Annotated in this window: 15 protein-coding genes; 4 read left to right on the forward strand and 11 right to left on the reverse strand. The window is 45.8% G+C overall.

Translation table 11 applies throughout. From position 1 onward, the window contains the following. Nucleotides 1-94: 94 nt before the first annotated feature. The gene (locus QTO06_RS11390; RefSeq protein WP_331408135.1) at nt 95-1078 is read left to right on the forward strand and encodes a porin; all 984 of its coding nucleotides are present in this window, start codon (nt 95-97) and stop codon (nt 1076-1078) included. A 180-nt stretch (nt 1079-1258) separates the two neighbouring features. Here the strand turns inward: QTO06_RS11390 and QTO06_RS11395 are convergent, their stop codons facing one another. The 4 genes from QTO06_RS11395 to speA all read right to left on the reverse strand — a co-directional run bounded on the left by QTO06_RS11395 (nt 1259) and on the right by speA (nt 8002). Next, nucleotides 1259-3424 (reverse strand): S9 family peptidase, encoded by a 2166-nt coding sequence (locus QTO06_RS11395; protein ID WP_331408136.1) that lies wholly within the window; start codon nt 3422-3424, stop codon nt 1259-1261. 277 nt (nt 3425-3701) lie between these two features. Beyond that, nucleotides 3702-4907: a multidrug efflux MFS transporter EmrD gene (gene emrD / locus QTO06_RS11400; protein WP_331408138.1), complete on the reverse strand. Its 1206-nt coding sequence runs from the start codon at nt 4905-4907 to the stop codon at nt 3702-3704. A gap of 262 nt (nt 4908-5169) precedes the next feature. Then, nucleotides 5170-6090: an agmatinase gene (gene speB / locus QTO06_RS11405; RefSeq protein WP_005432598.1), complete on the reverse strand. Its 921-nt coding sequence runs from the start codon at nt 6088-6090 to the stop codon at nt 5170-5172. Nucleotide 6091: 1 nt separating this feature from the next. Continuing rightward, nucleotides 6092-8002 carry an arginine decarboxylase gene (gene speA / locus QTO06_RS11410; RefSeq protein WP_285382577.1) on the reverse strand — a complete coding sequence of 637 codons (1911 nt, stop codon included), beginning with the start codon at nt 8000-8002 and terminating at the stop codon, nt 6092-6094. A gap of 336 nt (nt 8003-8338) precedes the next feature. On the opposite strand from speA, the gene QTO06_RS11415 reads away from it, so the two are divergent. Then, a complete protein-coding gene (locus tag QTO06_RS11415) occupies nt 8339-9088 on the forward strand; it encodes an MBL fold metallo-hydrolase (protein WP_171370799.1) in 750 nt (249 codons plus the stop codon). A 59-nt stretch (nt 9089-9147) separates the two neighbouring features. Here QTO06_RS11415 and QTO06_RS11420 read toward each other — a convergent pair whose 3' ends face one another. The 4 genes from QTO06_RS11420 to QTO06_RS11435 form a co-directional block, all read right to left on the reverse strand. Then, a complete protein-coding gene (locus QTO06_RS11420; protein ID WP_005432588.1) occupies nt 9148-9576 on the reverse strand; it encodes an ATP-dependent zinc protease family protein in 429 nt (142 codons plus the stop codon). A 61-nt stretch (nt 9577-9637) separates the two neighbouring features. Further along, nucleotides 9638-10543, reverse strand: a complete 906-nt coding sequence (gene rimK / locus QTO06_RS11425; protein WP_005438260.1) for a 30S ribosomal protein S6--L-glutamate ligase — start codon at nt 10541-10543, stop codon at nt 9638-9640. 376 nt (nt 10544-10919) lie between these two features. Then, nucleotides 10920-11819, reverse strand: a complete 900-nt coding sequence (locus QTO06_RS11430; protein WP_331408141.1) for a LysR family transcriptional regulator — start codon at nt 11817-11819, stop codon at nt 10920-10922. A gap of 527 nt (nt 11820-12346) precedes the next feature. After that, nucleotides 12347-12592, reverse strand: a complete 246-nt coding sequence (locus QTO06_RS11435; RefSeq protein ID WP_186176261.1) for a hypothetical protein — start codon at nt 12590-12592, stop codon at nt 12347-12349. 167 nt (nt 12593-12759) lie between these two features. Between QTO06_RS11435 and QTO06_RS11440 the strand changes: the two genes are divergently transcribed. Further along, the gene (locus QTO06_RS11440) at nt 12760-13626 is read left to right on the forward strand and encodes a helix-turn-helix domain-containing protein (protein ID WP_038896564.1); all 867 of its coding nucleotides are present in this window, start codon (nt 12760-12762) and stop codon (nt 13624-13626) included. 688 nt (nt 13627-14314) lie between these two features. On the opposite strand, the gene QTO06_RS11445 is transcribed toward QTO06_RS11440, so the two are convergent. Further along, a complete protein-coding gene (locus QTO06_RS11445; RefSeq protein ID WP_005438242.1) occupies nt 14315-14653 on the reverse strand; it encodes a YggL family protein in 339 nt (112 codons plus the stop codon). A 219-nt stretch (nt 14654-14872) separates the two neighbouring features. Between QTO06_RS11445 and QTO06_RS11450 the strand changes: the two genes are divergently transcribed. After that, nucleotides 14873-16909: a PhoX family protein gene (locus QTO06_RS11450; protein ID WP_171358518.1), complete on the forward strand. Its 2037-nt coding sequence runs from the start codon at nt 14873-14875 to the stop codon at nt 16907-16909. Between the two features lie 107 nt (nt 16910-17016). Here the strand turns inward: QTO06_RS11450 and QTO06_RS11455 are convergent, their stop codons facing one another. Both QTO06_RS11455 and QTO06_RS11460 read right to left on the reverse strand, forming a co-directional pair. Continuing rightward, nucleotides 17017-18408, reverse strand: a complete 1392-nt coding sequence (locus tag QTO06_RS11455) for a glycoside hydrolase family 1 protein (protein ID WP_039989596.1) — start codon at nt 18406-18408, stop codon at nt 17017-17019. Between the two features lie 147 nt (nt 18409-18555). Continuing rightward, a complete protein-coding gene (locus tag QTO06_RS11460; RefSeq protein WP_331408147.1) occupies nt 18556-20616 on the reverse strand; it encodes a sensor histidine kinase in 2061 nt (686 codons plus the stop codon). Nucleotides 20617-20744: the final 128 nt, after the last annotated feature.

The raw sequence follows: 20744 nt of genomic DNA on the forward strand, positions 1-20744 counted from the left end.
TTCATTACTACTTTGTTATCTGTTCGTTGCGATTGATGCTTTTTGCTTTTGTTGTCGGGGCGAACCAGTACAAACAACTATATGGATGTTAACAATGAAAATGAAAACTCTAGCCGTTGCAGTGGCGGCACTAGCAGGTGGTTCTCAAGTCTTCGCAGCAGAAGTTTACAACAGCGACGGCACATCTCTTTCTATCGGCGGCCACGTATCTGTGGGCGTTGGTGAGTACTTTGAAGAAGACGTTAAGGTTCATCAAGTATCTCCACGTATCAACGTTGGCGGTAAAAAGGACATTGGTAATGGCGTAACGATCGACGCTAAAGGTGAATGGTCTCTAAACTATCTTAATGGTGGCGACAATTCTTTTTCTACTCGCCTGGGTTACATCGGAGCGACGCATGACCAATACGGCCGCTTAGTAGTCGGCACACAATGGGCACCATACTACGACGTTGCTGGCGTTGCGGATATGCCAATCGCGTTTGCCAATGACTTCTTATACGCCCCTGGTTACTACGAGCTTGGCTCTTCTCGTGCAGAGAAAATGGTAAGTTACCGTAAAGGTTTTGAATTTGGTGAAGGCTTTGGCTTAAACCTAGGTCTAGGTTGGCAAGGTCAAAATGGTGACTTTGATGATCGTGGACAAATTGCTTTAAGCACTGAGCTAGCAGGCTTTGGTTTAGGCTATGTATATAGCGGTGGTGATGTTGATTTTGGTGGCAAATCTGAATCAGCAACATCGCATGTATTCTCAGCAAACTATGGTAAATATGGTGCGGGTCTATACGCAGCACTTGTATATGGTATGAATGAATACTTTTACCGCGGCCTAGAAGAGACTAGCCAACTTGAAGGTCTATTGGCTTACGGCGTTAACGATTGGACGTTCAGTATTAACTACGAAGGTGTAGAAAACGATAAAGACAGCAAAACAATCACTAGCGAAACGGCTCTACAAGCTGAGTACGCAGTGACGCCATCTTTCTACACGTTTGCTGCTTACCAGTTTGACCTAGGTAACGACTACAACAACGAAGAAAACGACTACTGGACTCTAGGTGCTCGTTACTACTTCTAATAAATAGGACAGTTTCTACTGCCTAAACACATTTATTGTGTTAACGCCTACTCGCCGTGAGTAGGCGTTTTTCTTTCTGTTTAACTCATCTGAGTTATGTCACCGAGTATCTAGATTGAAAAATGCCCGCGTAAAAGCGGGCATTGTTTTCGGTGACTTATAATGAATGACGACTAAAGCTTATTTTGTCTCCAACAGATCTAGGAAGAAAGCGTACTCAAGCGCGTCTTCTTTTAATCGTTTGAATCGACCAGAAGCGCCGCCATGGCCTGCTTCCATATCGGTTTTGAACAGCAAGACATTATCATCAGTCTTCATTTCACGAAGTTTGGCTACCCACTTCATTGGCTCAAAGTATTGAACTTGTGAATCGTGCAAACCCGTTGTCACTAACATGTTCGGGTAATTCTGAGCTTTCACGTTGTCGTACGGTGAGTAGCTCAGCATGTAGTCGTAGTAGGTTTTATCATTCGGGTTACCCCATTCATCGTATTCGTTGGTCGTGAGAGGAATCGACTCATCCAACATGGTCGTCACTACGTCAACAAAAGGAACATGCGCGCCAATACCGCGGTAGAGTTCTGGTGCTTGGTTGATAATAGCGCCCATCAGTAGGCCGCCCGCAGAGCCACCAACAGCAAACACTTTATCTTTGGCACCGTAGCCTTCTTCAACAAGTCCTTTGGTTACGTCGATGAAGTCATTGAAGGTATTTTGCTTAGTCAGCTTTTTGCCATCTTCATACCAAGGACGCCCAAGCATTTCTGAACCACGAATATGCGCGATTGCGTACACGAATCCGCGATCAAGTAAGCTCAAACGAGTTGAACGGAATGTTGGCTCGATAGTGGAGCCGTATGAGCCGTAGCCGTACTGATAGATTGGGTTAGTACCGTCTTTCTTGAAGAGGTCTTTGCGGTAAACCAATGAAACTGGCACTTGTTTGCCATCACGAGCTGTCACCATGATTCGCTCTGACTGGTAGTTATCGGCATCAAAATCACCAAGTACCGGTGTTTGCTTCATGATTTCAGATTCACCTGTATTTAGGTCGAAATCGTAGTAAGTCCCCGGTGTCGTCAGGCTGCTGTAATAGATGCGAACTTTTGAATTGTCTAGTTCAAGGTTACCCGTGAGGTAAGCTGCAAAAGCCGTATCGTTGAATTCGAGTGGAAACTCTTTGCCTGTTGATAATTGACGAACCTTCACGGTCGACAAGCCATTCGTACGTTGCTCATAAACAAGATGATCGTCAAACAAGTCGAAATCAACTAGCTGAGAATTGTCGTTAGCAGGAATGACATCGACCCATTTAGAGCGGTCATGCATCTCTTCAGCTTTCACTTTCATTAAACGGAAGTTTACGGCTTGATAGTTGGTGTAGATGTAGTACCAATCACCCAATTTAGCGATGCTGTACTCAATACCAGTCACTCTAGGGTAGAAAGCTTCGGCTTTGGCGTTCGGGTTATTGGCATCAATCACAGACACGCCACTTGTTTCTGTACTTGAGTGCCAAATGTAAACTTGCTCACCGTCTTTACTCTTACTCAAGAAGGTGTAGTAAGCGCTGTCGGTTTCTTCGTATATTAGCTCATCGCTTGTTTGAGGCGTGCCCAATACATGGCGGTAAACCTGATAACCTAAAAGTGTTTGCGGGTCTTTCTTGATGTAGTAGAAAGCTTGGTTGTCGTTTTGCCACGCGATTGCGCTTGATGCGCCTTCAATTTCATCTTTGAGATATTCGCCCGTCGTGAGGTCTTTGATCTTGATGGTGTAAATACGGCGACTCAGGGTATCTTCGCCATAAGCCAACAAGTTTTCATTTGGGCTGATCGTTAAGCCGCCAATACTGAAAAACTCATGTTCTTTTGCCAGCTCGTTAACATCTAAGATGACTTGCTTATCTTTACCTGCAAAGTCTTTTGCACGTAGGTGTACTTCGTATTCGTTATCGCCTGTCACTTCATTCGAGTAGTAGTAACTGCCTTTTCGAACTGGAACAGAATTGTCATCTTTCGCAATACGACCTTTGATCTCTTCAAACAGCTGTTCTTGCATTGCTTCGGTGTGTTTTAAAACGGTTTCTGCGTATTGATTCTCTTGCTCAAGGTGTTGCAAGATTTCTGGGTCTTGGCGCTCATCATCACGCATCCAGTAGTAATTATCGATTCGTGTATCACCATGAATATTCATTGCATGAGGGACTTTTTTAGCAACGGGTGCTTGGGTTTGTTGAGCAACGAGTTGCGATTGGGAGTAATGGTTCATGGTTGGTAATCCTTGATTGCTGCATCCGACGACTAGCGCGACCGATACGGCCAACGTGGTTAAAGTGAAACGCATCTGTGTATCCTTATTGTGTACTCTTCTCGTGTTGCTTCGCCATTCATTTATAGTGTGAGTAAAAGTACGTTTGTGTTCTTCCAGTGAATGTATTTATATCGAATGGCCAACGAATAACTTCTGTATAAGCAACTGTTCTTTTTAGCAAAGATTGGATGGGATGTTAAATGCAATTGCTGGTGGATGAGAGCTAAAGGGTAAGATATGTGCAACAAAAAAGGGACACACTTTTCAGCATGTCCCTTTTCTTTATCTTGGTGGGGATGAGAATCAGATTTTAGATCGCCAGTGGCATTTCGTTTGAATGGTCGTGCTTGCGATTAACCCAACGCAAACCAAGCATAGCAATGATCGACATTGCCATCATCAAACAACCTAGCGGCATTTGGTCTTGTGCCGGGAAGAACGAAGCGAACAGCGTCGCGATACCCGCACCTAGGTTTTGCATGCCACCTAAAATCGCACCGCCAGTGCCCGCGTGGTATGGGAACGGTGAAAGTGCACCTGTTGTTGCCGCTGGGAACAAAATACCTGCACCCAAGAAGTAAATGGTTGCACCGCCAATCAGAGTCAACGCCGTTGTTAGACCAAACAGACCCGGAATCAATACTACTGCTGAGCCAACTAAGATAGCCACTAGACCAACATTCAAAGCACGGCGCTCAGAGCGACGCTGTGCGATGTAACTTGATAAACCTGCACCGACCAAGTAACCCGGAATCGGTAAGACAAACAATAAGCTTACTGTGGTTGCTGGTAAACCAAGTACGCCACCTAGTAGTACACCCGCTGCTGCTTCAAATACTGCCACGCCTGCGAACGTTGCCACCAATACCAGCAAGAAACCTTGGAAGCGTTTGTCTGACAGTACGAACTTGTAGCTCTTCGCCACAGATTCATGTTTGCGACGTTCTTTCGGCAAAGTTTCCATCATGCTTGTCATCATGGTGATCACTACTGCGATACCAAACAGAGCAAGGAATAAGTAGCTAGAGCGCCAACCGAAAGCTTCAGTTAGGTAACCGCCTAGTACAGGGGCCATCAATGGCGAGAAAATTACACACATGCTGATCAAGCTGTTTGCACGGTGCAGTTCTGCGCCTTCAAAACAGTCACGAGTCAGTGTGCGAGACATCGCACCGCCACAACCGATACCCAAACCTTGGATAAAGCTACCGGCTAGGAACCATTCGTACTCATGAGCAAATAGCGCCACCAAAGTACCAAGAATGTAGATGATTAAACCCGCAACGATGATTGGTTTGCGACCAAGGCGATCAGACAGTGTGCCGTACACAAACTGCGACAGACCGTAAGGGATCAGGTAACACGCCATCACAGCTTGAAGTGACGACGCTGATACCAAGAACTCACCCGCCATATGACCAATAGAAGGCACGTACATCGTTTGAGTCATTTGACCTACGGCAGTCAGAATTGCGATTAAAAAGGTAAGTTTCGCTAATGGAAACGAGGCGGACATTTGCGTATCTCTCCAGAAATTTAAGACGTAAAAAGCCTTAGCGCTCCATATAGGAGAGCCAAATAAACAAAGTGATTAGGGAATCTAGGCGCGAGATATTAGAGCTTGAGTGCTGACTTAGCAATCAAAAAGTGTGAAGTTGAGCAAGATAAAAATCTATGATTTGGATTAGAAAATCTAATCTATTTTTGTTGAGTGTTGAAAACGAAAAAGGGAGCCGAAGCTCCCCTTGAAATACTGCGCTCATTTAGAACAACTTTCGTTATTCGCGACCTGAAGCATAGGCGTAAAGCAACTCAAGTGCGATAGTTGCGCCAGCCAAGGCCGTTACATCGCTGTGGTCGTAAGGAGGTGAGACTTCCACCACGTCCATACCTACGATGTTCATGCCAGCGAAACCACGGATGATCTTCAGAATTTTATCTGAGTTCAGGCCGCCACAAACTGGTGTACCTGTACCCGGTGCAAACGCCGGATCCAGACAGTCGATGTCAAAAGTGACATACACAGGCTTATCCGCAACCGTGCGACGAATCTCTGCCAGAATCTCTTCTACCGACATGTCGTTCGCTTGCATCGCGTTGATCACATTGAAGCCGTGATCTTGTTGGTCATATTCAGTACGAATACCAATTTGGACTGAGTTCTTCGCAGAAATCAGACCTTCTTTTGGCGCATGGTAGAACATAGTACCGTGGTCGTAAGAACTGCCGTTCGCGTATGTGTCTGTGTGCGCATCGAAGTGAATCAGTGCCATTTGACCATGGTGTTTTGCGTATGCACGTAGGATTGGTAGCGTGATGAAGTGATCACCACCTAAGCCTAGCATTGTCTTACCGCTCTTTAGAATCTCACTTGTTGCCGCTTCTAGGCGGTATGTGAAATCTTCAGCATCACCACAATCGAACACAAGGTCACCCGCGTCGATCACTTTCAATTTATCAAATACGTTGAAGTCCCAAGGGAACTTCTTGCCTTCCCAAGCAAGGTTTACTGACGCACGACGGATCGCATCTGGACCCATACGTGCACCAGGACGACCAGAAGTCGCCATGTCCAGAGGAACCCCTAGCACTACAACGTCTGCGTCTGCCGATACTGGATTTTTGATGTACGGTCGACGTAGAAACGACATAGAGTTGGAGTAAAGCGAATAATCGGTTTTAGTAAACAAATCATTCATATCAGAAGTCCTCTAAATAGGTGTAGCCTGCCAAACCTTGTTCTAGTTCAGCTAGGATTTGTTCTTGTTCACTGGCTTCAACACGTGCTGAAACCAATTGTTTGTAATTGTCACGAATCGCATCTACGTCGATGTGAACGTAGCGCATCATGTCTTCTACGCTATCACCTTCGTTGATGTAGCTGATCTCAAATTGACCTTCTTCATCAACATTGACTACTGCACTGTGGGTGTCACCAAATAGGTTGTGCATGTCACCAAGGATCTCTTGGTATGCGCCTACTAGGAAGAAGCCCATTAGGTACGGTTTGTCGTTGCTCCATGCTGGTACTGGTAGTGTGCTCTCAATGCCTTGGCCATCAACGTAATGGTCAATTGCACCATCGGAGTCACAAGTGATGTCCAACATCACCGCACGACGCTCTTCCACATCACCAAGACCAGAAAGCGGCAGAACAGGGAATACCTGATCAATACCCCATGCATCTGGCAGGGATTGGAAAAGAGAGAAGTTCACGAAGAACTTGTCTGCAAGACGTTCGCTCAACTCATCCAAAATAGGACGGTGGAAACGGTTCTTGGTACTCATTTGACGACTTAGCTCGAAGTAAATGCGTAGCGACAGTTGCTCTGCCCACGCACGTTGTTCAAGGTTCAGTACGCCAGTAGCGAATTGTGAGTGCACCTCAGCCAAATCGCTTTGGGTATCGTTGTAAATTTCAATTAATGCACGCGCATCCGTACCATCTTGCAGGTTCTCCCAGTTTCGCCACATGTTTTGTAGCAAGAATGGAGCGTCTACCGCTGGCTCGAACACTTCTTCAGGTTGGTATGTTTCAGTACCAATAACGTTAGAAATCAACACCGCGTGGTGTGCAGTCAATGAGCGACCCGATTCAGAGATGATCACTGGCATCGGTTGTTCGTACTGCTGACACACATCACCTACCGTATTCACGATGTTGCGTGCGTATTCCGCAAGGCCGTAGTTCATCGAGTTCGAAGATTGGCTACGTGTGCCGTCGTAGTCTACTGCTAAACCGCCGCCAACATCGAAGTAATCAATGTTTGCACCCATGGCGCGTAATTCACAGTAGAAACGTGCTGATTCGTTTACACCATTACGAACGTCACGGATGTTTGCCATCTGTGAGCCAAGGTGGAAGTGAACCAACTGCATGGTGTCCAGTTTGTCTTCGCGTTTTAGACGATCAATCACGCTCAATACTTGAGACGCAGATAGACCAAACTTCGATTTTTCACCGCCACTCGCTTGCCATTTACCCGCACCTTGAGATGCAAGGCGGATACGCAAGCCAAGACGTGGTGTTACGCCCAAGCTTTTTGCTTCTTCAAGTACTAGATCAAGCTCAGATAACTTCTCTAGTACGATAAATACTTTGTGACCTAGCTTTTCACCGATCAATGCTAGACGCACGTATTCACGGTCTTTGTAGCCATTACACACGATCACGGAGCTGCCTTGTTGAGCCAGTGCAAGTACTGCCAATAGCTCTGGCTTACTGCCTGCTTCAAGACCCAGCTGTTTATTTTCTAGCTGTGCTTGGCTTGCTAAGATCTCATCAACCACTTCACGCTGTTGGTTTACTTTAATTGGGTATACCAGCAGGTATTTATTTGGATATTGGTATTCTTCAATTGCTTGGTTGAAAGCTTGGCAAATGCCATGCACGCGTTGGTGTACGATTTGTGGGAAGCGCACTAACACAGGCAGATTCAACTGCTTAGCTTCTAGTTCATTTACAATCGCACTGAAAGGGATTTGGTGTGCACGGTCACTACGAGGAGATACGTATACCTCGCCTTGGTCATCAATTCCGTAGAAGCCTTGGCTCCAGTAGTGAACGTTGTAGTCCGCGCGGATGCGGTCTAATTTAGTTGCTTTTTCCAACTCGATTCTCACAAAAATGTATTTAAGCCCTCATTGGAAATAGAGGATAAAATACAAAAAAGCAAATCATGAGGCGCTAACCTCATACCCTGACACGAACTCCGTGTGCGCGCATTAACGGATAAAACCCAACCAGAGTCTAATGATTAAAATTTGTGCTTTCGATTAAGAACTGTTGTTGATGGTTGGTGTAAACATTTATTTAACAGACTGTCCATTCTGCTGTTATAGTTGGTCTGACCAGTAAGGAATTGGTCGACGAAAAATAAGAACAAAGACTCAACAAAACAAGGACATGTTTTGCAGCTGCACAGAATTCAGGGATACATCCAAACCATGTATCTCGCCGAGTATCCAGACAAATTGATGCTGCTTGATGGCGCAAGTCGAGCGGATATTCCTCACCTCAAAGATTTTATCGAGCACCAGCTCAATCGCCCGTTCACAGACCTAAAACTGGTCGTCGTTACCCACATGCACCCAGACCACGCTGGTGCGGCGCACAAACTAAGAGATCTAACGGGCTGCCAGCTATTGGCAGCCAAACGAGATACACATTGGTATGGGGGCTTTGATGGTTGGCTAATGCATCTAACGGATCTGATTTTGGCGCGTTGGATGGCGAACCGAATGCGCAAACCCAAGCGCAACTTATGGTATTCGCGAAAACTAAAGCCAGATATTGAGCTGGTGGATGGAGAGGTGATTCCCGGTTTTGCTGATTGGCAGATATTGGAAACACCGGGGCATACCGACAGGGATTTATCGGTTTATCACGCCGAACAGAGTGTGTTGTACGTAGCGGATTTAATGGTGCAGGTAAAAAGCCATCTGATAGCGCCATTTCCTATCTTTCATCCCAACCAATATCGTAGTTCGTTAAAGCGCGTTTTTGAGATGAAACCAAGCTGTTTATTGGCGGCACATGGGGGAGAGGTTGAGTTTGATGAAGACGCGTATCAACACATCATCAATACCGCACCGGTTAGACCCATTACCCACTGGCGAGTAACGAAGATAAAACTGAAAGGATTAATGCGTTCTGTTCTGAAAAGGAAGAACGATAGACAGGAGAAGGGCAGCTAGAAAATCAGAGAAGAGCCAGATGAGCGACCACGGAGTTCGCTCATCTGAAGCTACGGGGATTATGGAGCCAATAAGTGAGATTGGCTAGGGTCTACCAGAACTTTGTCTGCCATACCCTGACGACCTAACAACATCATGTAAGTCATCTTTTCACGGTTAGTTAGCGTGATGTCGATTGGCCACTCTTGGTCGCCCATGCGTAGCATCGTTGTGATCACGCAGCGGTGTTCGAAGGTACCGTTTGATGATTTCACTTTGCGGTTCGCCTTCAGTGGAGCTTTACAGCGAACGACTTGCTCTAAGTGGTAAACATCTGGGTGTAGATCGAACTCTACGTATGACTGACCGTCTTGTTCAGTGCACTCTAGGTTATCTACGTGCAGAGAAGAAGTCTGTGCGCCTGTATCAATGCGCGCTTCAAGGTGAGTAATCCCTAACTCAGGTAAGCAAATTGCTTCGGCGTTCCCAATGATCATTTTCTGATTCATAGTGTCATCCTAGCGATGAGTTAAAAGAGAGCCCTTTATCAGGCTCTCACTCAAACAATTATCAGCCTTTACCGCGAGTACGGTTAGCGTTTGGTTTTGCGTTCTTCTCGATGAAGTCGAAGATCATGCCTGCAACGTCTTTTTCAGTTGCTGATTCGATACCTTCAAGGCCTGGAGAAGAGTTCACTTCCATTACCACTGGGCCGTTCTTCGATTGAAGAATATCAACACCACATAGGTTTAGACCCATCACTTTCGCTGCGTTGATTGCAGTTGCGCGCTCTTCTTTGCTTAGTTTTACAAGCTGAGCAGAACCACCACGGTGAAGGTTAGAGCGGAACTCGCCTTCTTTTGCTTGGCGTTTCATTGCTGCGATAACTTTGTTACCCACTACGAAACAACGGATGTCTGCGCCGTTTGCTTCTTCAATGAACTCTTGCACCATGATGTTTGCTTTTAGGCCCATGAATGCTTCGATCACGCTTTCTGCTGCTTTCGTAGTCTCAGCAAGAACAACACCGATACCTTGAGTACCTTCAAGTAGCTTGATAACCAATGGTGCGCCGCCAACGTTTTTGATCACGTCCTGAATGTTGTCAGGGTGGTGAGCAAAACCTGTGCGAGGTAGACCAATGCCTTTACGTGATAGCAGCTGCATAGAGCGTAGCTTGTCACGAGAACGGCTGATTGCTACTGACTCGTTCACACAGAATGTGCCCATCATTTCAAACTGACGTACAACCGCTGTACCGTAGAAAGTGATAGATGCACCGATGCGTGGAATAACCGCGTCGTACTTTGGCAATTCTTCACCCATGTAACGGATCTTAGGGTTGTTACTCGTAATATCCATATAACAGTGCAGAGTATCGATAACATCAACTTGATGTCCGCGCTCTTCACCCGCCTGCTTTAGGCGCATGGTTGAATATAGATTCTCATTACGAGAAAGAATAGCAATACGCATGGCAATTCCTTAGTAAGTCAGTACCAAATTAAAAATGTAAGTATAGAGTATAGTGAGTGGGTGTAATTGATGTGACAGAATCCACTCTCTTCAGCGACTTAGAATTGTGGTTGGACAACCACGTCGTCAGAGGTGCGAACCTTAGGGCGTTTTCTCAGTAGATGAAAACGAAAAAATATCGTCGACACGACAAAAATAATTTATTGAACTCTCACACCTTACTGCGTGCGACTGTCAAGGGTGAGAAAAAGAAAATTGAGCCAAAAATTCATCACTTTTCGAAGTAGGAAAACTGAAAAAAGCGGCCATTTGAGCGCTTACTTCTCTTGGCATTGAGAGTGATTTGGAAAGAGTTCAGCCGTTTAGGTGGCTATTCTTATTGATTTGCACCGCCAATCACATCCAATAATACTTCTTTGATGGTCTGGTATCGCAGCGGCAGAGTGCGGCTGCGTTTTCTCACCAAAAACAAATCTTCGTATACCGGTTGTTTTAACTCAGCCACATACAACTCTTCTCTTAGTGGAAAGCTTTCCACCGCACTGTAGGGCAAAACGGTAAAACCAAGCCCTTTGCTGACGGGCAAAAGAATCTGACTGAGTTGGTTAACGTAGCCCGATAATGGCATGTCACTGACCTTGATCTCTTTGAGTAAAGGTTCTGCACATTGGTCGAAAAACAACGTCATATAATGTTCAGCATCAGGGTGACCAATCACGCCGCAACTTCGAAGCAGTTCAGGCGTTAACGTTTTCCCATGATAGGACTTTGGTAAGATCAGACACAGCGCTTCTCTGCCAATTTGTTCACTTTGGAAAACACTCTTGTTGGGAGAGTAAGTCACGATGCCCATATCAATACGGCCGTCAGCAACCCCATTTAGAATTGACTGATTCGGTGCCGCTTCCAAGTGAATCGACAATCCGCGATGCAGGGTTTGTTTTTCAAGCAGTGGATCAAACAGCATCAAGGCAAGTGCTCCGGAACAAGCCAACTTGCAATGACCTGCAAAGGGGTCATCGAAGCTTAGATCTTCCAGCAAGTTTTTCTCTTTCTCTTCCAACTCTAACGCGTAGGCATACACCATTCGGCCTTGCTCTGTCAGCTCAAAGCTTTTGTTCTCGCGCTTAATCAATGGGTGCTGACAAGCTTGCTCTAGCTTTTTGATGTGCTGACTGACACCAGGCTGGGTCATATAGAGCTTTTCTGCTGTCTGAGTAAAGTGGCCGACTTCGACAAGAGTTTTGAATGTGTGTAACCAAACTGGATTAAGCATAGGACGTTGTTTGCTCAGCGTTTATTAAAGAAAGCGTTTCGAGAGAAAGTGTAGAAATAATAGCATGATGCGTGGAATAACGCAGAGGAGGATGGTAAATGACAGGCAAAATAAAACCCCGCCTGGTTTCCCAGACGGGGCTTATTCTTTTTCGCAGCAATCCGGCTACTAATAGGTGCTCCCTGCATCTATCCTTGATTGTGGCTAAGTCCTTTAACCGAGTTCCTTGTTCATCGCCTTCCTAGCGGTGTCCATTCTTGCCTATCATCCTGACGGGCGAACTCTATCCTAGAGCTTAACTACATCCTTGCTGACAACTCATCCTAAGCTATCAAATCTTCATCCTGAAGATACCCAATCCTTTAGGCTTTTTTCCTGTTCCCGCCAACATCCTGTCGACACACTTAGTATTGTTGTTTTGCTGATTACTCTCAATCAGCTAGGTAAAAAAACTTTGGCAGCGAATATTGCTTAAAAAAGGATAATTTTTAATTTTCAGTTAGTTAGGTTTATTGTTCGATTTGTTCTTAGTCAAAAATGGTCGTTTTGCTTACATCGCTTGTGAGAGATCTCGCACAAGGTGACGAGCGAATGTACGAATCGGCGTCTTTTTCGTCTTGTTTAAGAGTTTGCTCAAGATCACAACTCGACTTGTAGCCATAAGATTTGGCGATGGCTTTAGATGAAATTCCCATTTCCTTTATCGCAAACGCAGCCCACTCATCACGAGTTTTTTGCATGATCTGGCGCAGCTTGGTCTTAAAGTTACTCATAAAAGCTCCTTAGTTAGCTTGTCTTTACAAGAGAAGAATAAGGAGCGTGATGAGGCTCAGTTGATAGTATGCCGCTCAATATCAATACTATTGAGGCGTGATGAAGAATATGTCGGTAATACTGATATTATTTGCGCGTGAAACAATACTATCTTGTGGGGTATCAAATGGCGCACATCGAAAAAGTACCGCAAAGGCCTGGTTTTTCTTGGCGCTACCGTCGTATTGATGAACCAGCGAAAGAATACGATTTTCATTTTCACGATGACGTTTTTGAGTTGGTCATCCACCGTCACTTTACGGGGACTTTGCACATTGGGCATCACGAGCTAGAGGTGACCCACAACCAAATGCTGTTAATTGCGCCGGGTGTGCCTCACTCTATTCACTCCACGTCGGTAGAAAGCAACTGCGAGACTCATGTTATTTGGTTTAAGCGTGAGTGGATCGCGAACCTAATGTTCTATTGTACTGAGTTACGCAAGCTAGACCCGTTGTTGAAAGCCGCAAATAAGGGAGTAGTGTTCTCGGAGCGAACGGCACAGCAAGTCGTGGATCTTCTGCAAGAGTTGATGAAAGTGCCCGCGATGGAGCAATTGTCGAGATTCATTCATATCCTATCTTTGGTCGCCCATGACGAAGCGGCAAAAACCTTGATGACTCATTCTTATCTTTCGATGAGTGAACACGAGCAACAAGAAAGAGAGCGCGTCGCAAGTGTGAATGCGTATCTTGAGCAGCATTTTGCCAACAAGGTGACATTGGCCGATTTAGCCAATTACTTGTCGTTGAGTGAAAGTGCGGTCACACGGTTGTTTCAAAAGCACTTTAAAGAGCCGTTTAGCCAACGCTTGATGAAGCTAAGAATCAACCATGCCGCGGATTTGTTGCAATCGACTGAGTTACCAATAGGAATCGTGTTTGAACGAGTAGGCTATCGCAATCAAGCTTTGTTTAATCGCCATTTCAAGACCTACAAGGGGCTGACTCCGAGAGATTACCGACAGCATTACCAGCAGCGAATCCAACCTTAGTTTGAGCATGTGCGTACTTTTGTTGTGCACTAAACTGGAATTTATGTGCAACTGGTATATTATTTGCTAGGTTATCTAAGAATCGTTATTAAGATTCGATGACAGGTTAAATAGGGAACTTGATTGCCATATTTCTGTCATAAGTGATGAGTAAGTTGACCGTATCAACAAGATAAAAGCAGGTTTACTGGTCAAAAAATGACTGCAACGCTTCTACTTTTATCATTATGTTGTGAAATTAGTCACGGTTAATTGATTCGTTCCTCGATAGATTGAAGGGGAATACAACCTTAGACAATAAGCTCAAGATGAGCGTTACCTATATAGATGAGGGAGATTGCTATGAAAAAGATGAGAAGAGCTCAGCTACATCGTGTTCGTATCCAATACTGGAAAGACACAAAGACTGAGACTGCTAAAAAAGCATAGTAAACCATACTCAATGGCACTGAGCTGGCAATGGACGGATAACCTTCCATAAAATGCCAGCTCTAAAATTATCTAGCACACCCATACTCTCCAAGACTCCTGCTTTCCTAAACTAAGCTTCCAAAACAACCAAACACTTCACTTTTTCTAGATTCAACATTTCAGCACAAAACCATAGCCTTAAATGCAAAAAAGCCAGTCCGAAGACCAGCTTTCTCATTACTTGCTCAACTCTGTTTATTCCAGAGTGATTCTGTAATTACAGGTAGTTTGCGTCAACCAATTCGCCAGCTTTTGCGCTGCTTACTTCTGGGCGAGCTTGTAGCCAAGCTAGAACCTGTGCTTTTTGTTCTTCAGTTGCGCTTTCGTAACGCTCTGTTGAACATAGGAAGCCTTCAAACAGCTCTAGACCGCCGCCACCAAAGCATAGGTTTAGGCCATCAATGTAGTCGATAAACTCATCAACGAATGCATCGTAACGGTCGAAGTCGTTGATGTCTGTTTCACAGCTGATTTCAAAGCCTAGGATCGCGAATTCACCTAGGAATAGCTTCTTACGCAGACGACGATTTTTGTTATCGATTTTATCTAGTTTCATGATTATCTCTCGTGGATGATTTGAGTACACCTTATACCCCCAAATCTGGCTTAGCCCAAGTAAAATCGGGAGTACATAGAATAGATGGGTGCTTTATAACATTTTCTAAACACAAAGTTCATAAAGATAGACTAGTTCTGTCACTTTTCTCTTCCAAACTTCCCCTCGCTCAATGATTTACAAACCTATAATTCAACCTAACACTGGGAAAGCAACACCATGAGTAAGGAAACCTTCGACGCGACGCGTTACAACCAGAGTAATAACAAGCCTTTTGAAGAAGTACTGGAAGCGAGCCTATCTCGACGCAGTATCCTGAAAGGTGGCCTAGGTATCAGTGCGATGACCGCTTTTGGCGCATTTGGTCTATCTGGGTGCAACTCTTCTAGTTCAGGCACTTCTGCTGGTGGCGGCTCTGGCGTTTCAAGTGCAGTCCTCAATTTTGATTCGATTCCAGGCTCATTGACGGACGCAGTATCGATTCCGCAAGGTTACGTAGCACAAGTATTGGTGCCATGGGGTACGCCTCTAAACGCACAAGGTAACGCTTGGAAAGACGACGGCAGCAACACGAGTACCGATCAGCTTAATGCATTGGGTATGCACCACGACGGCATGCACTTTTTCTCGCTAAACGACAGCGACACGGACGGCTTATTGTGTATCAACCACGAGTACATTGATACCGCAGCTCTGCACCCAAGCGGTCCGACAGCTGTGGGCGGTGTGCGTACTATCGTCGATGAAGTTCGTAAAGAAATTAACGCACATGGTGTGTCTGTGGTTCGCGTTCAACTTGAAGACAACATGTGGAAGTTAGTGGATACCGATCCACTAAACCGCCGTTACACTGGCGCGACAGTCATGGATCTTTCTGGCCCTGTCGCGAATACAGAATTGACCATAACTCGCTTCTCACAAGATGGCAGTCAAGCGCGCGGTACACTGAACAACTGTGGTAATGGTTTTACGCCTTGGGGGACTTACCTAACGTGTGAAGAGAACTGGCCGGGTTACTTCGTTAACGCTGGTGTTCGTACTGAAGAACAAGATCGTATTGGTGTTGATGACACGAGCACTCGTTACCTTTGGGAAACGTTAGCGGGTAATGCCGAAGAGCGTTTGGACGAATTCACGCGATTCAATGTAGAACCAACAGGCGCAAGCGCATTGGACGATTACCGTAACGAGGCGAACGGCCATGGTTACATTGTTGAAATCGACCCTTACACGCAAAACTCACGTGCGAAGAAGCGTACTGCATTAGGTCGTTTCCGCCATGAAGGCTGTACATTCGGCAAGCTTGAAGAAGGCAAACCAGTGGTATTCTACTCTGGTCACGACTCTCGCTTTGAGTACTTATACAAATTTGAATCTGCGGCAGCGTGGGATCCTGCGGATGCTAACCCTGATAACCGCTTGGCGATGGGTGACAAGTACATGGATGAAGGCACACTGTATGTGGCGCGCTTCAACGAAGACAGCTCTGGTACTTGGTTACCACTGACACTAGACAGCACGACAGTTTCTGGTGGCACACTTGCAGACAGCTTCAATTCTCTAGCAGAAATCATCTTGAATACGGCTGGTGCAGCTGACCTTGTTGGTGCGACGCCAATGGATCGCCCAGAGTGGTGTACTGTTGACCCATTCACAGGCTCGGTTTACCTGACGCTAACGAACAACACCAAGCGTACAGAGGAAACTAACCCTGCAAACCCACGTTTGAACAACAAGTTTGGTCACGTAATCCGTTGGGATGAAGGCGAAGCAGCAACAGACTTCACGTGGGATATCTTTGTCTTTGGCTCTCCTGCAAACGGTGATGCGGACACTAACCGTTCGAGCTTGACCGAGCTTAACCAGTTTGCGAGCCCAGACGGCTTAGCGTTTGATCCTCGCGGCATTCTGTGGATTCAAACGGACAACGGTGCAGATGAAGTGACGTCTTACACCAATGACCAAATGCTTGCGGTTGTACCGTCTAAGCTGACGGATGAAAACGGCACACAAGAAGTGATCGGTGCAGAAAACCAAGCTGAGTTGAAACGTTTCTTTGTTGGTCCTAACGGCTGTGAAGTGACGGGCTTTACCATTAGCCCAGATTACAAGTCTCTGTTCGTAAACATTCAGCACCCAGGCAACTGGCCTTACAGCGACAATGCAGCAGAAGAAACACCTGCGGGGATGACACTGCGTCCACGTGCAGCAACGGTGGTTATTCGCCGTGAAGACGGTGGTGAAATTGGTGTTTAACCAATAGGTCATACAACTGAAAATCGGGAATAAGAAAAGCCCTGCGTTTGCAGGGCTTTGTTGTTTTCTATCTAAATACACATGCACTTTATATCTAGACAAGTAACTTAGTTTTTGAGCGAGCCGCCCGCAGTGCGAATCACATCTTGATACCAGAAGAAGCTCTTCTTACGTTTACGTTCTAACGTACCTTGACCATCGTTGTGGCGATCAACGTAGATGTAACCGTAACGTTTGCTCATTTCAGCGGTTGAGTTCGCGACCAAATCGATTGGTCCCCAACTGGTGAAGCCCATCAGCTCAACGCCATCCAAAATTGCTTCATGTGCTTGTACAAGATGGTCGTTCAAGTAAGCGATGCGGTAATCATCTTGAATCTCACCGTTTTCATCGATTTCATCACGTGCACCTAAGCCGTTTTCTACGACGAACAGTGGCTTTTGGTAGCGATCGTGAAGGAAGTTCAGCAGAACACGCAGGCCTTTTGGATCGATCAACCAACCCCATTGGCTCTTTTCAAGGTATGGGTTTGGTACGCTATCGACGATGTTACCCACCTCTTTCTGTTTCGGATCCGCACTTGCACAGCCGCTTGCGTAGTAGCTGAATGAGATGAAATCGACACTTGCCGATGCAATTTCTTCTAAGTCGCCTGCTTCCATCTGAATTTCAATGCCATTTTCACGGAAGTAACGCTTCATGTAGCCAGGGTACTGACCACGTGTTTGTACATCACCGAAGAACAACCACTTGTTGTTTTCATGCATTGCAGCAAGCACGTCATCAGGATTACAGGTGTATGGGTAGTTGATTGCGCCAAGCAGCATGTTACCAATCTTGCCGTTTGGTACGATTTGCTGACACAGTTTTACCGCTTTTGCGTTTGCGACTAGCTGGTGGTGAATCGCTTGGTAAATCTCTTGTTCACTGGCGTCTTCTTGCAAACCAACACCAGTAAATGGTGCGTGCAGTGACATGTTGATTTCGTTGAACGTTAACCACAGCTTCACTTTGTCTTTGTAGCGTTCCAGCACAGTGCGAGCATAGCGTTCGAAGAATTCGATGACGCGACGATCGCCCCAACCGCCATAGTTCTCGACCAGTGCGTAAGGCATTTCGTAGTGAGATAAGGTCACGAAAGGTTGGATGTTATGCTCGGCAAGTTCGTCAAAAATTTTATCGTAGAACGCCAAACCTTCTTCGTTAGGTTCTAGCTCGTCACCGTTCGGGAAGATGCGGCTCCATGCTAAAGATAGGCGCAGACAGTTAAAGCCCATCTCTTTGAATAGCGCAATGTCTTCTGGGTAGCGATTGTAGAAGTCGATCGCCACGTCTTTTATACCCGGCGTACGTTCTTCACGGGTTTGATGCGGACTCAAAATACCGTTTGGCAGCATGTCTGATGTCGATAACCCTTTACCCCCAAGGTTGTACGACCCTTCTACTTGGTTTGCAGCAATGGCACCGCCCCAAAGAAAATGTTCAGGAAACTTAATCATGTTTCTCACTCTTTATCGTTCGGAAGTTATTCGTTTTATTTGCTTGAGAATAGTGTAGGTCAAGGAGGGATTCTTGTATCGAGATCGTGTTTTTCTCAAACAGCGGGGATGCCTAGTTCTAATGATGATTTTGTAATCAATATCAACCTAGGCTGATTTGAACAACAAAGTGAAAGTCAGCCCATTTTGTTCATTCTTATGCACGCTAATTTGTCCATTCATATCACGCATATTGTTGGCCGTAATTGCTAAACCTAGCCCCAATCCTTCCCCAATTTTCTTTGAGGTTTGGAAGGGTTCAAACATCGATTCGAGCATCTCATTTGAGACGCCGCAGCCATTGTCACTCACCGTTAGTTCTACCTGATTTGCCGTTGGGTTGACGATCAAGTTGAGCTGAGGATTAGTGGTGTTGCCCATCGCATCCAATGCGTTCGAGACAAGATTGCCGAGCACCTGAAGCAGTCGTTGTTCTTCACCCATGATGTTAGGTAAATCGTGAGGAACTCGAACACGCACATCCACCTTGTCTAATTGGGATTGATAAACGCGCAAGGTCTCTTCGAGTGCGGAGGTAAGAGAAATCGCTTGTAGGCTTTCTGGTTTGTTATAGGCGAACGTCTTTAGCTGACTGGTCATGCTTGCCATGCGATCAATCAGCTTCTGTACCAAAACATTGTTGGCTTTCATCATCTCCGTTTCGCCACGTTCTGCCAACAGTTCGTTTGTGGTGAGCAGGGTACGCAAACCTGTCAGTGGCTGATTAAGTTCATGAGTAATTGCGCTCGACATGCGACCCAAGGCGGCCATTTTGCTTGATTCAATCAACTGACTTTGCGCTTCTTTTAGCGCTTGAGTTCGCTCTTCTACCCGTTGCGCCAGTTCTTGGTTGACCTGTTGCAGTGACTGCTCGGCTTTTTTCCGTTTGCTGATGTCGATGATCGTCGCAAGGAAATACTGCTCGCCATGCCAAGGGAAGCTGGTCAGCGAGAACAAGACAGGGAAGACGCTACCGTCACTTCGTCTGGCAATGGTTTCGACCGTACTGATCTCTGCGAGCTCTTTATGTTTAGGTAAGTCCTTGAGCAACTTAAGTGTGGTGGAATTAGGATTGCCTGCATCGAATAACTCCCAAGCAAAAGCATGTCGATTGACGCTTTCTGGTAAACAGAACAAACGCTTCGCCATTGGGTTGAGATCGAACAGTTGCCCTTGTTCATCAATCAATAGCAAACCAACGTGGGTCTTATTGATCATCTGTTTCAAGCGGCGTTGGGACTCTTCCAACAAGGCTTGAATTCGTTGTTGGTTGATGTGTTTTTGGCGACGTTGTAGACCAATGATGACGAGTAATACAACCAACAAGAGCAGCGTCGCTACGCTCCAACCAATCACGTTGATGGTTTGTTGAATCGGCTTAGAAGGGGTGAGGTAGCTGACGTACCAATTCAAATCATCCAATTTTACGGTGTGCGCAAAATAGCGTTGTTGGTTGAGCGTCCACACGCTGATGTTGGTGTTGTCGTATAAGCGCTGCGTTTCTAACTGAACGGTGTTGCTTGGTTCGTTAAACCAGTCTGCGTTATAGAGCGAGCTACTCGATAGAAAAAAGCGTTGCTGGCGATTTTGCAACGTAATGATGTCTTGGCTGGTAATGGTCTGTTCGGTCAATAGGCTAAGGTTGATTTGTACCACCACAATGCCTGCGATATCCAAACCATCGTAGATAGGCGCTGCAAGATAATACAACGGGCTCGAACCTTTGGTTTTGTTTACTAAGGAAACACCGCCGCCTTGATTGTGGATTTGTTCCACAATGGCTTTTCGGTCAGACAGGCTAAAGCGCTCTTCGATTAAACTCGAGACCAATACTTCGCCAGAGTTAGACAGGATTAGCCAACCTTCCGTATTGGCGGCTTTATCTAGCTGAGTCAGCAGGGTTTGCAATGGCTCGTAATAAGTCAGATTCCCTTTCACAAATGCGATGGTTTCTGGATTGTTGGTAACGAGGTAAGGCAGATGATAGAAGCGTTTAAGTGCACGGCGAACTTCACCAATATAGTCGAGCAGTTTTTGTTGAGCTTCGGTTTGAGTTTGTACACTCAACCACTGACGGGCTACCTCTCTGCTGGCGCTATAGCAAGACAACATCAGCACTGCCGCAATTGCGACCACAAGCCATGTTTTGCCATTCCTTTTGCGCTGCATACCAACTCCATTCAGCTAGTGCGTTCTCACCAACAGTCATTAAAGAGTGCGCCTAACTGGTTGGATGTTAAAGACTTGTAAGCAAGAAGTGAGATCTAGCTCCTTTTCTCCTCAGTGGTTTTTGCTAC

This window comes from Vibrio sp. M260121 (assembly GCF_036533715.1).
GTDB lineage: Bacteria > Pseudomonadota > Gammaproteobacteria > Enterobacterales > Vibrionaceae > Vibrio.

Excerpts from the sequence above, each read along its gene's own strand:
- QTO06_RS11390 (WP_331408135.1), top strand. The coding sequence starts at position 95 with ATGAAAATGAAAACTCTAGCCGTTGCAGTGGCGGCACTAGCAGGTGGT.
- QTO06_RS11395 (WP_331408136.1), bottom strand. The coding sequence starts at position 3,424 with ATGCGTTTCACTTTAACCACGTTGGCCGTATCGGTCGCGCTAGTCGTC.
- emrD (WP_331408138.1), bottom strand. The coding sequence starts at position 4,907 with ATGTCCGCCTCGTTTCCATTAGCGAAACTTACCTTTTTAATCGCAATT.
- speB (WP_005432598.1), bottom strand. The coding sequence starts at position 6,090 with ATGAATGATTTGTTTACTAAAACCGATTATTCGCTTTACTCCAACTCT.
- QTO06_RS11415 (WP_171370799.1), top strand. The coding sequence starts at position 8,339 with ATGTATCTCGCCGAGTATCCAGACAAATTGATGCTGCTTGATGGCGCA.
- QTO06_RS11420 (WP_005432588.1), bottom strand. The coding sequence starts at position 9,576 with ATGAATCAGAAAATGATCATTGGGAACGCCGAAGCAATTTGCTTACCT.
- rimK (WP_005438260.1), bottom strand. The coding sequence starts at position 10,543 with ATGCGTATTGCTATTCTTTCTCGTAATGAGAATCTATATTCAACCATG.
- QTO06_RS11430 (WP_331408141.1), bottom strand. The coding sequence starts at position 11,819 with ATGCTTAATCCAGTTTGGTTACACACATTCAAAACTCTTGTCGAAGTC.
- QTO06_RS11435 (WP_186176261.1), bottom strand. The coding sequence starts at position 12,592 with ATGAGTAACTTTAAGACCAAGCTGCGCCAGATCATGCAAAAAACTCGT.
- QTO06_RS11440 (WP_038896564.1), top strand. The coding sequence starts at position 12,760 with ATGGCGCACATCGAAAAAGTACCGCAAAGGCCTGGTTTTTCTTGGCGC.
- QTO06_RS11445 (WP_005438242.1), bottom strand. The coding sequence starts at position 14,653 with ATGAAACTAGATAAAATCGATAACAAAAATCGTCGTCTGCGTAAGAAG.
- QTO06_RS11450 (WP_171358518.1), top strand. The coding sequence starts at position 14,873 with ATGAGTAAGGAAACCTTCGACGCGACGCGTTACAACCAGAGTAATAAC.
- QTO06_RS11455 (WP_039989596.1), bottom strand. The coding sequence starts at position 18,408 with ATGATTAAGTTTCCTGAACATTTTCTTTGGGGCGGTGCCATTGCTGCA.
- QTO06_RS11460 (WP_331408147.1), bottom strand. The coding sequence starts at position 20,616 with ATGCAGCGCAAAAGGAATGGCAAAACATGGCTTGTGGTCGCAATTGCG.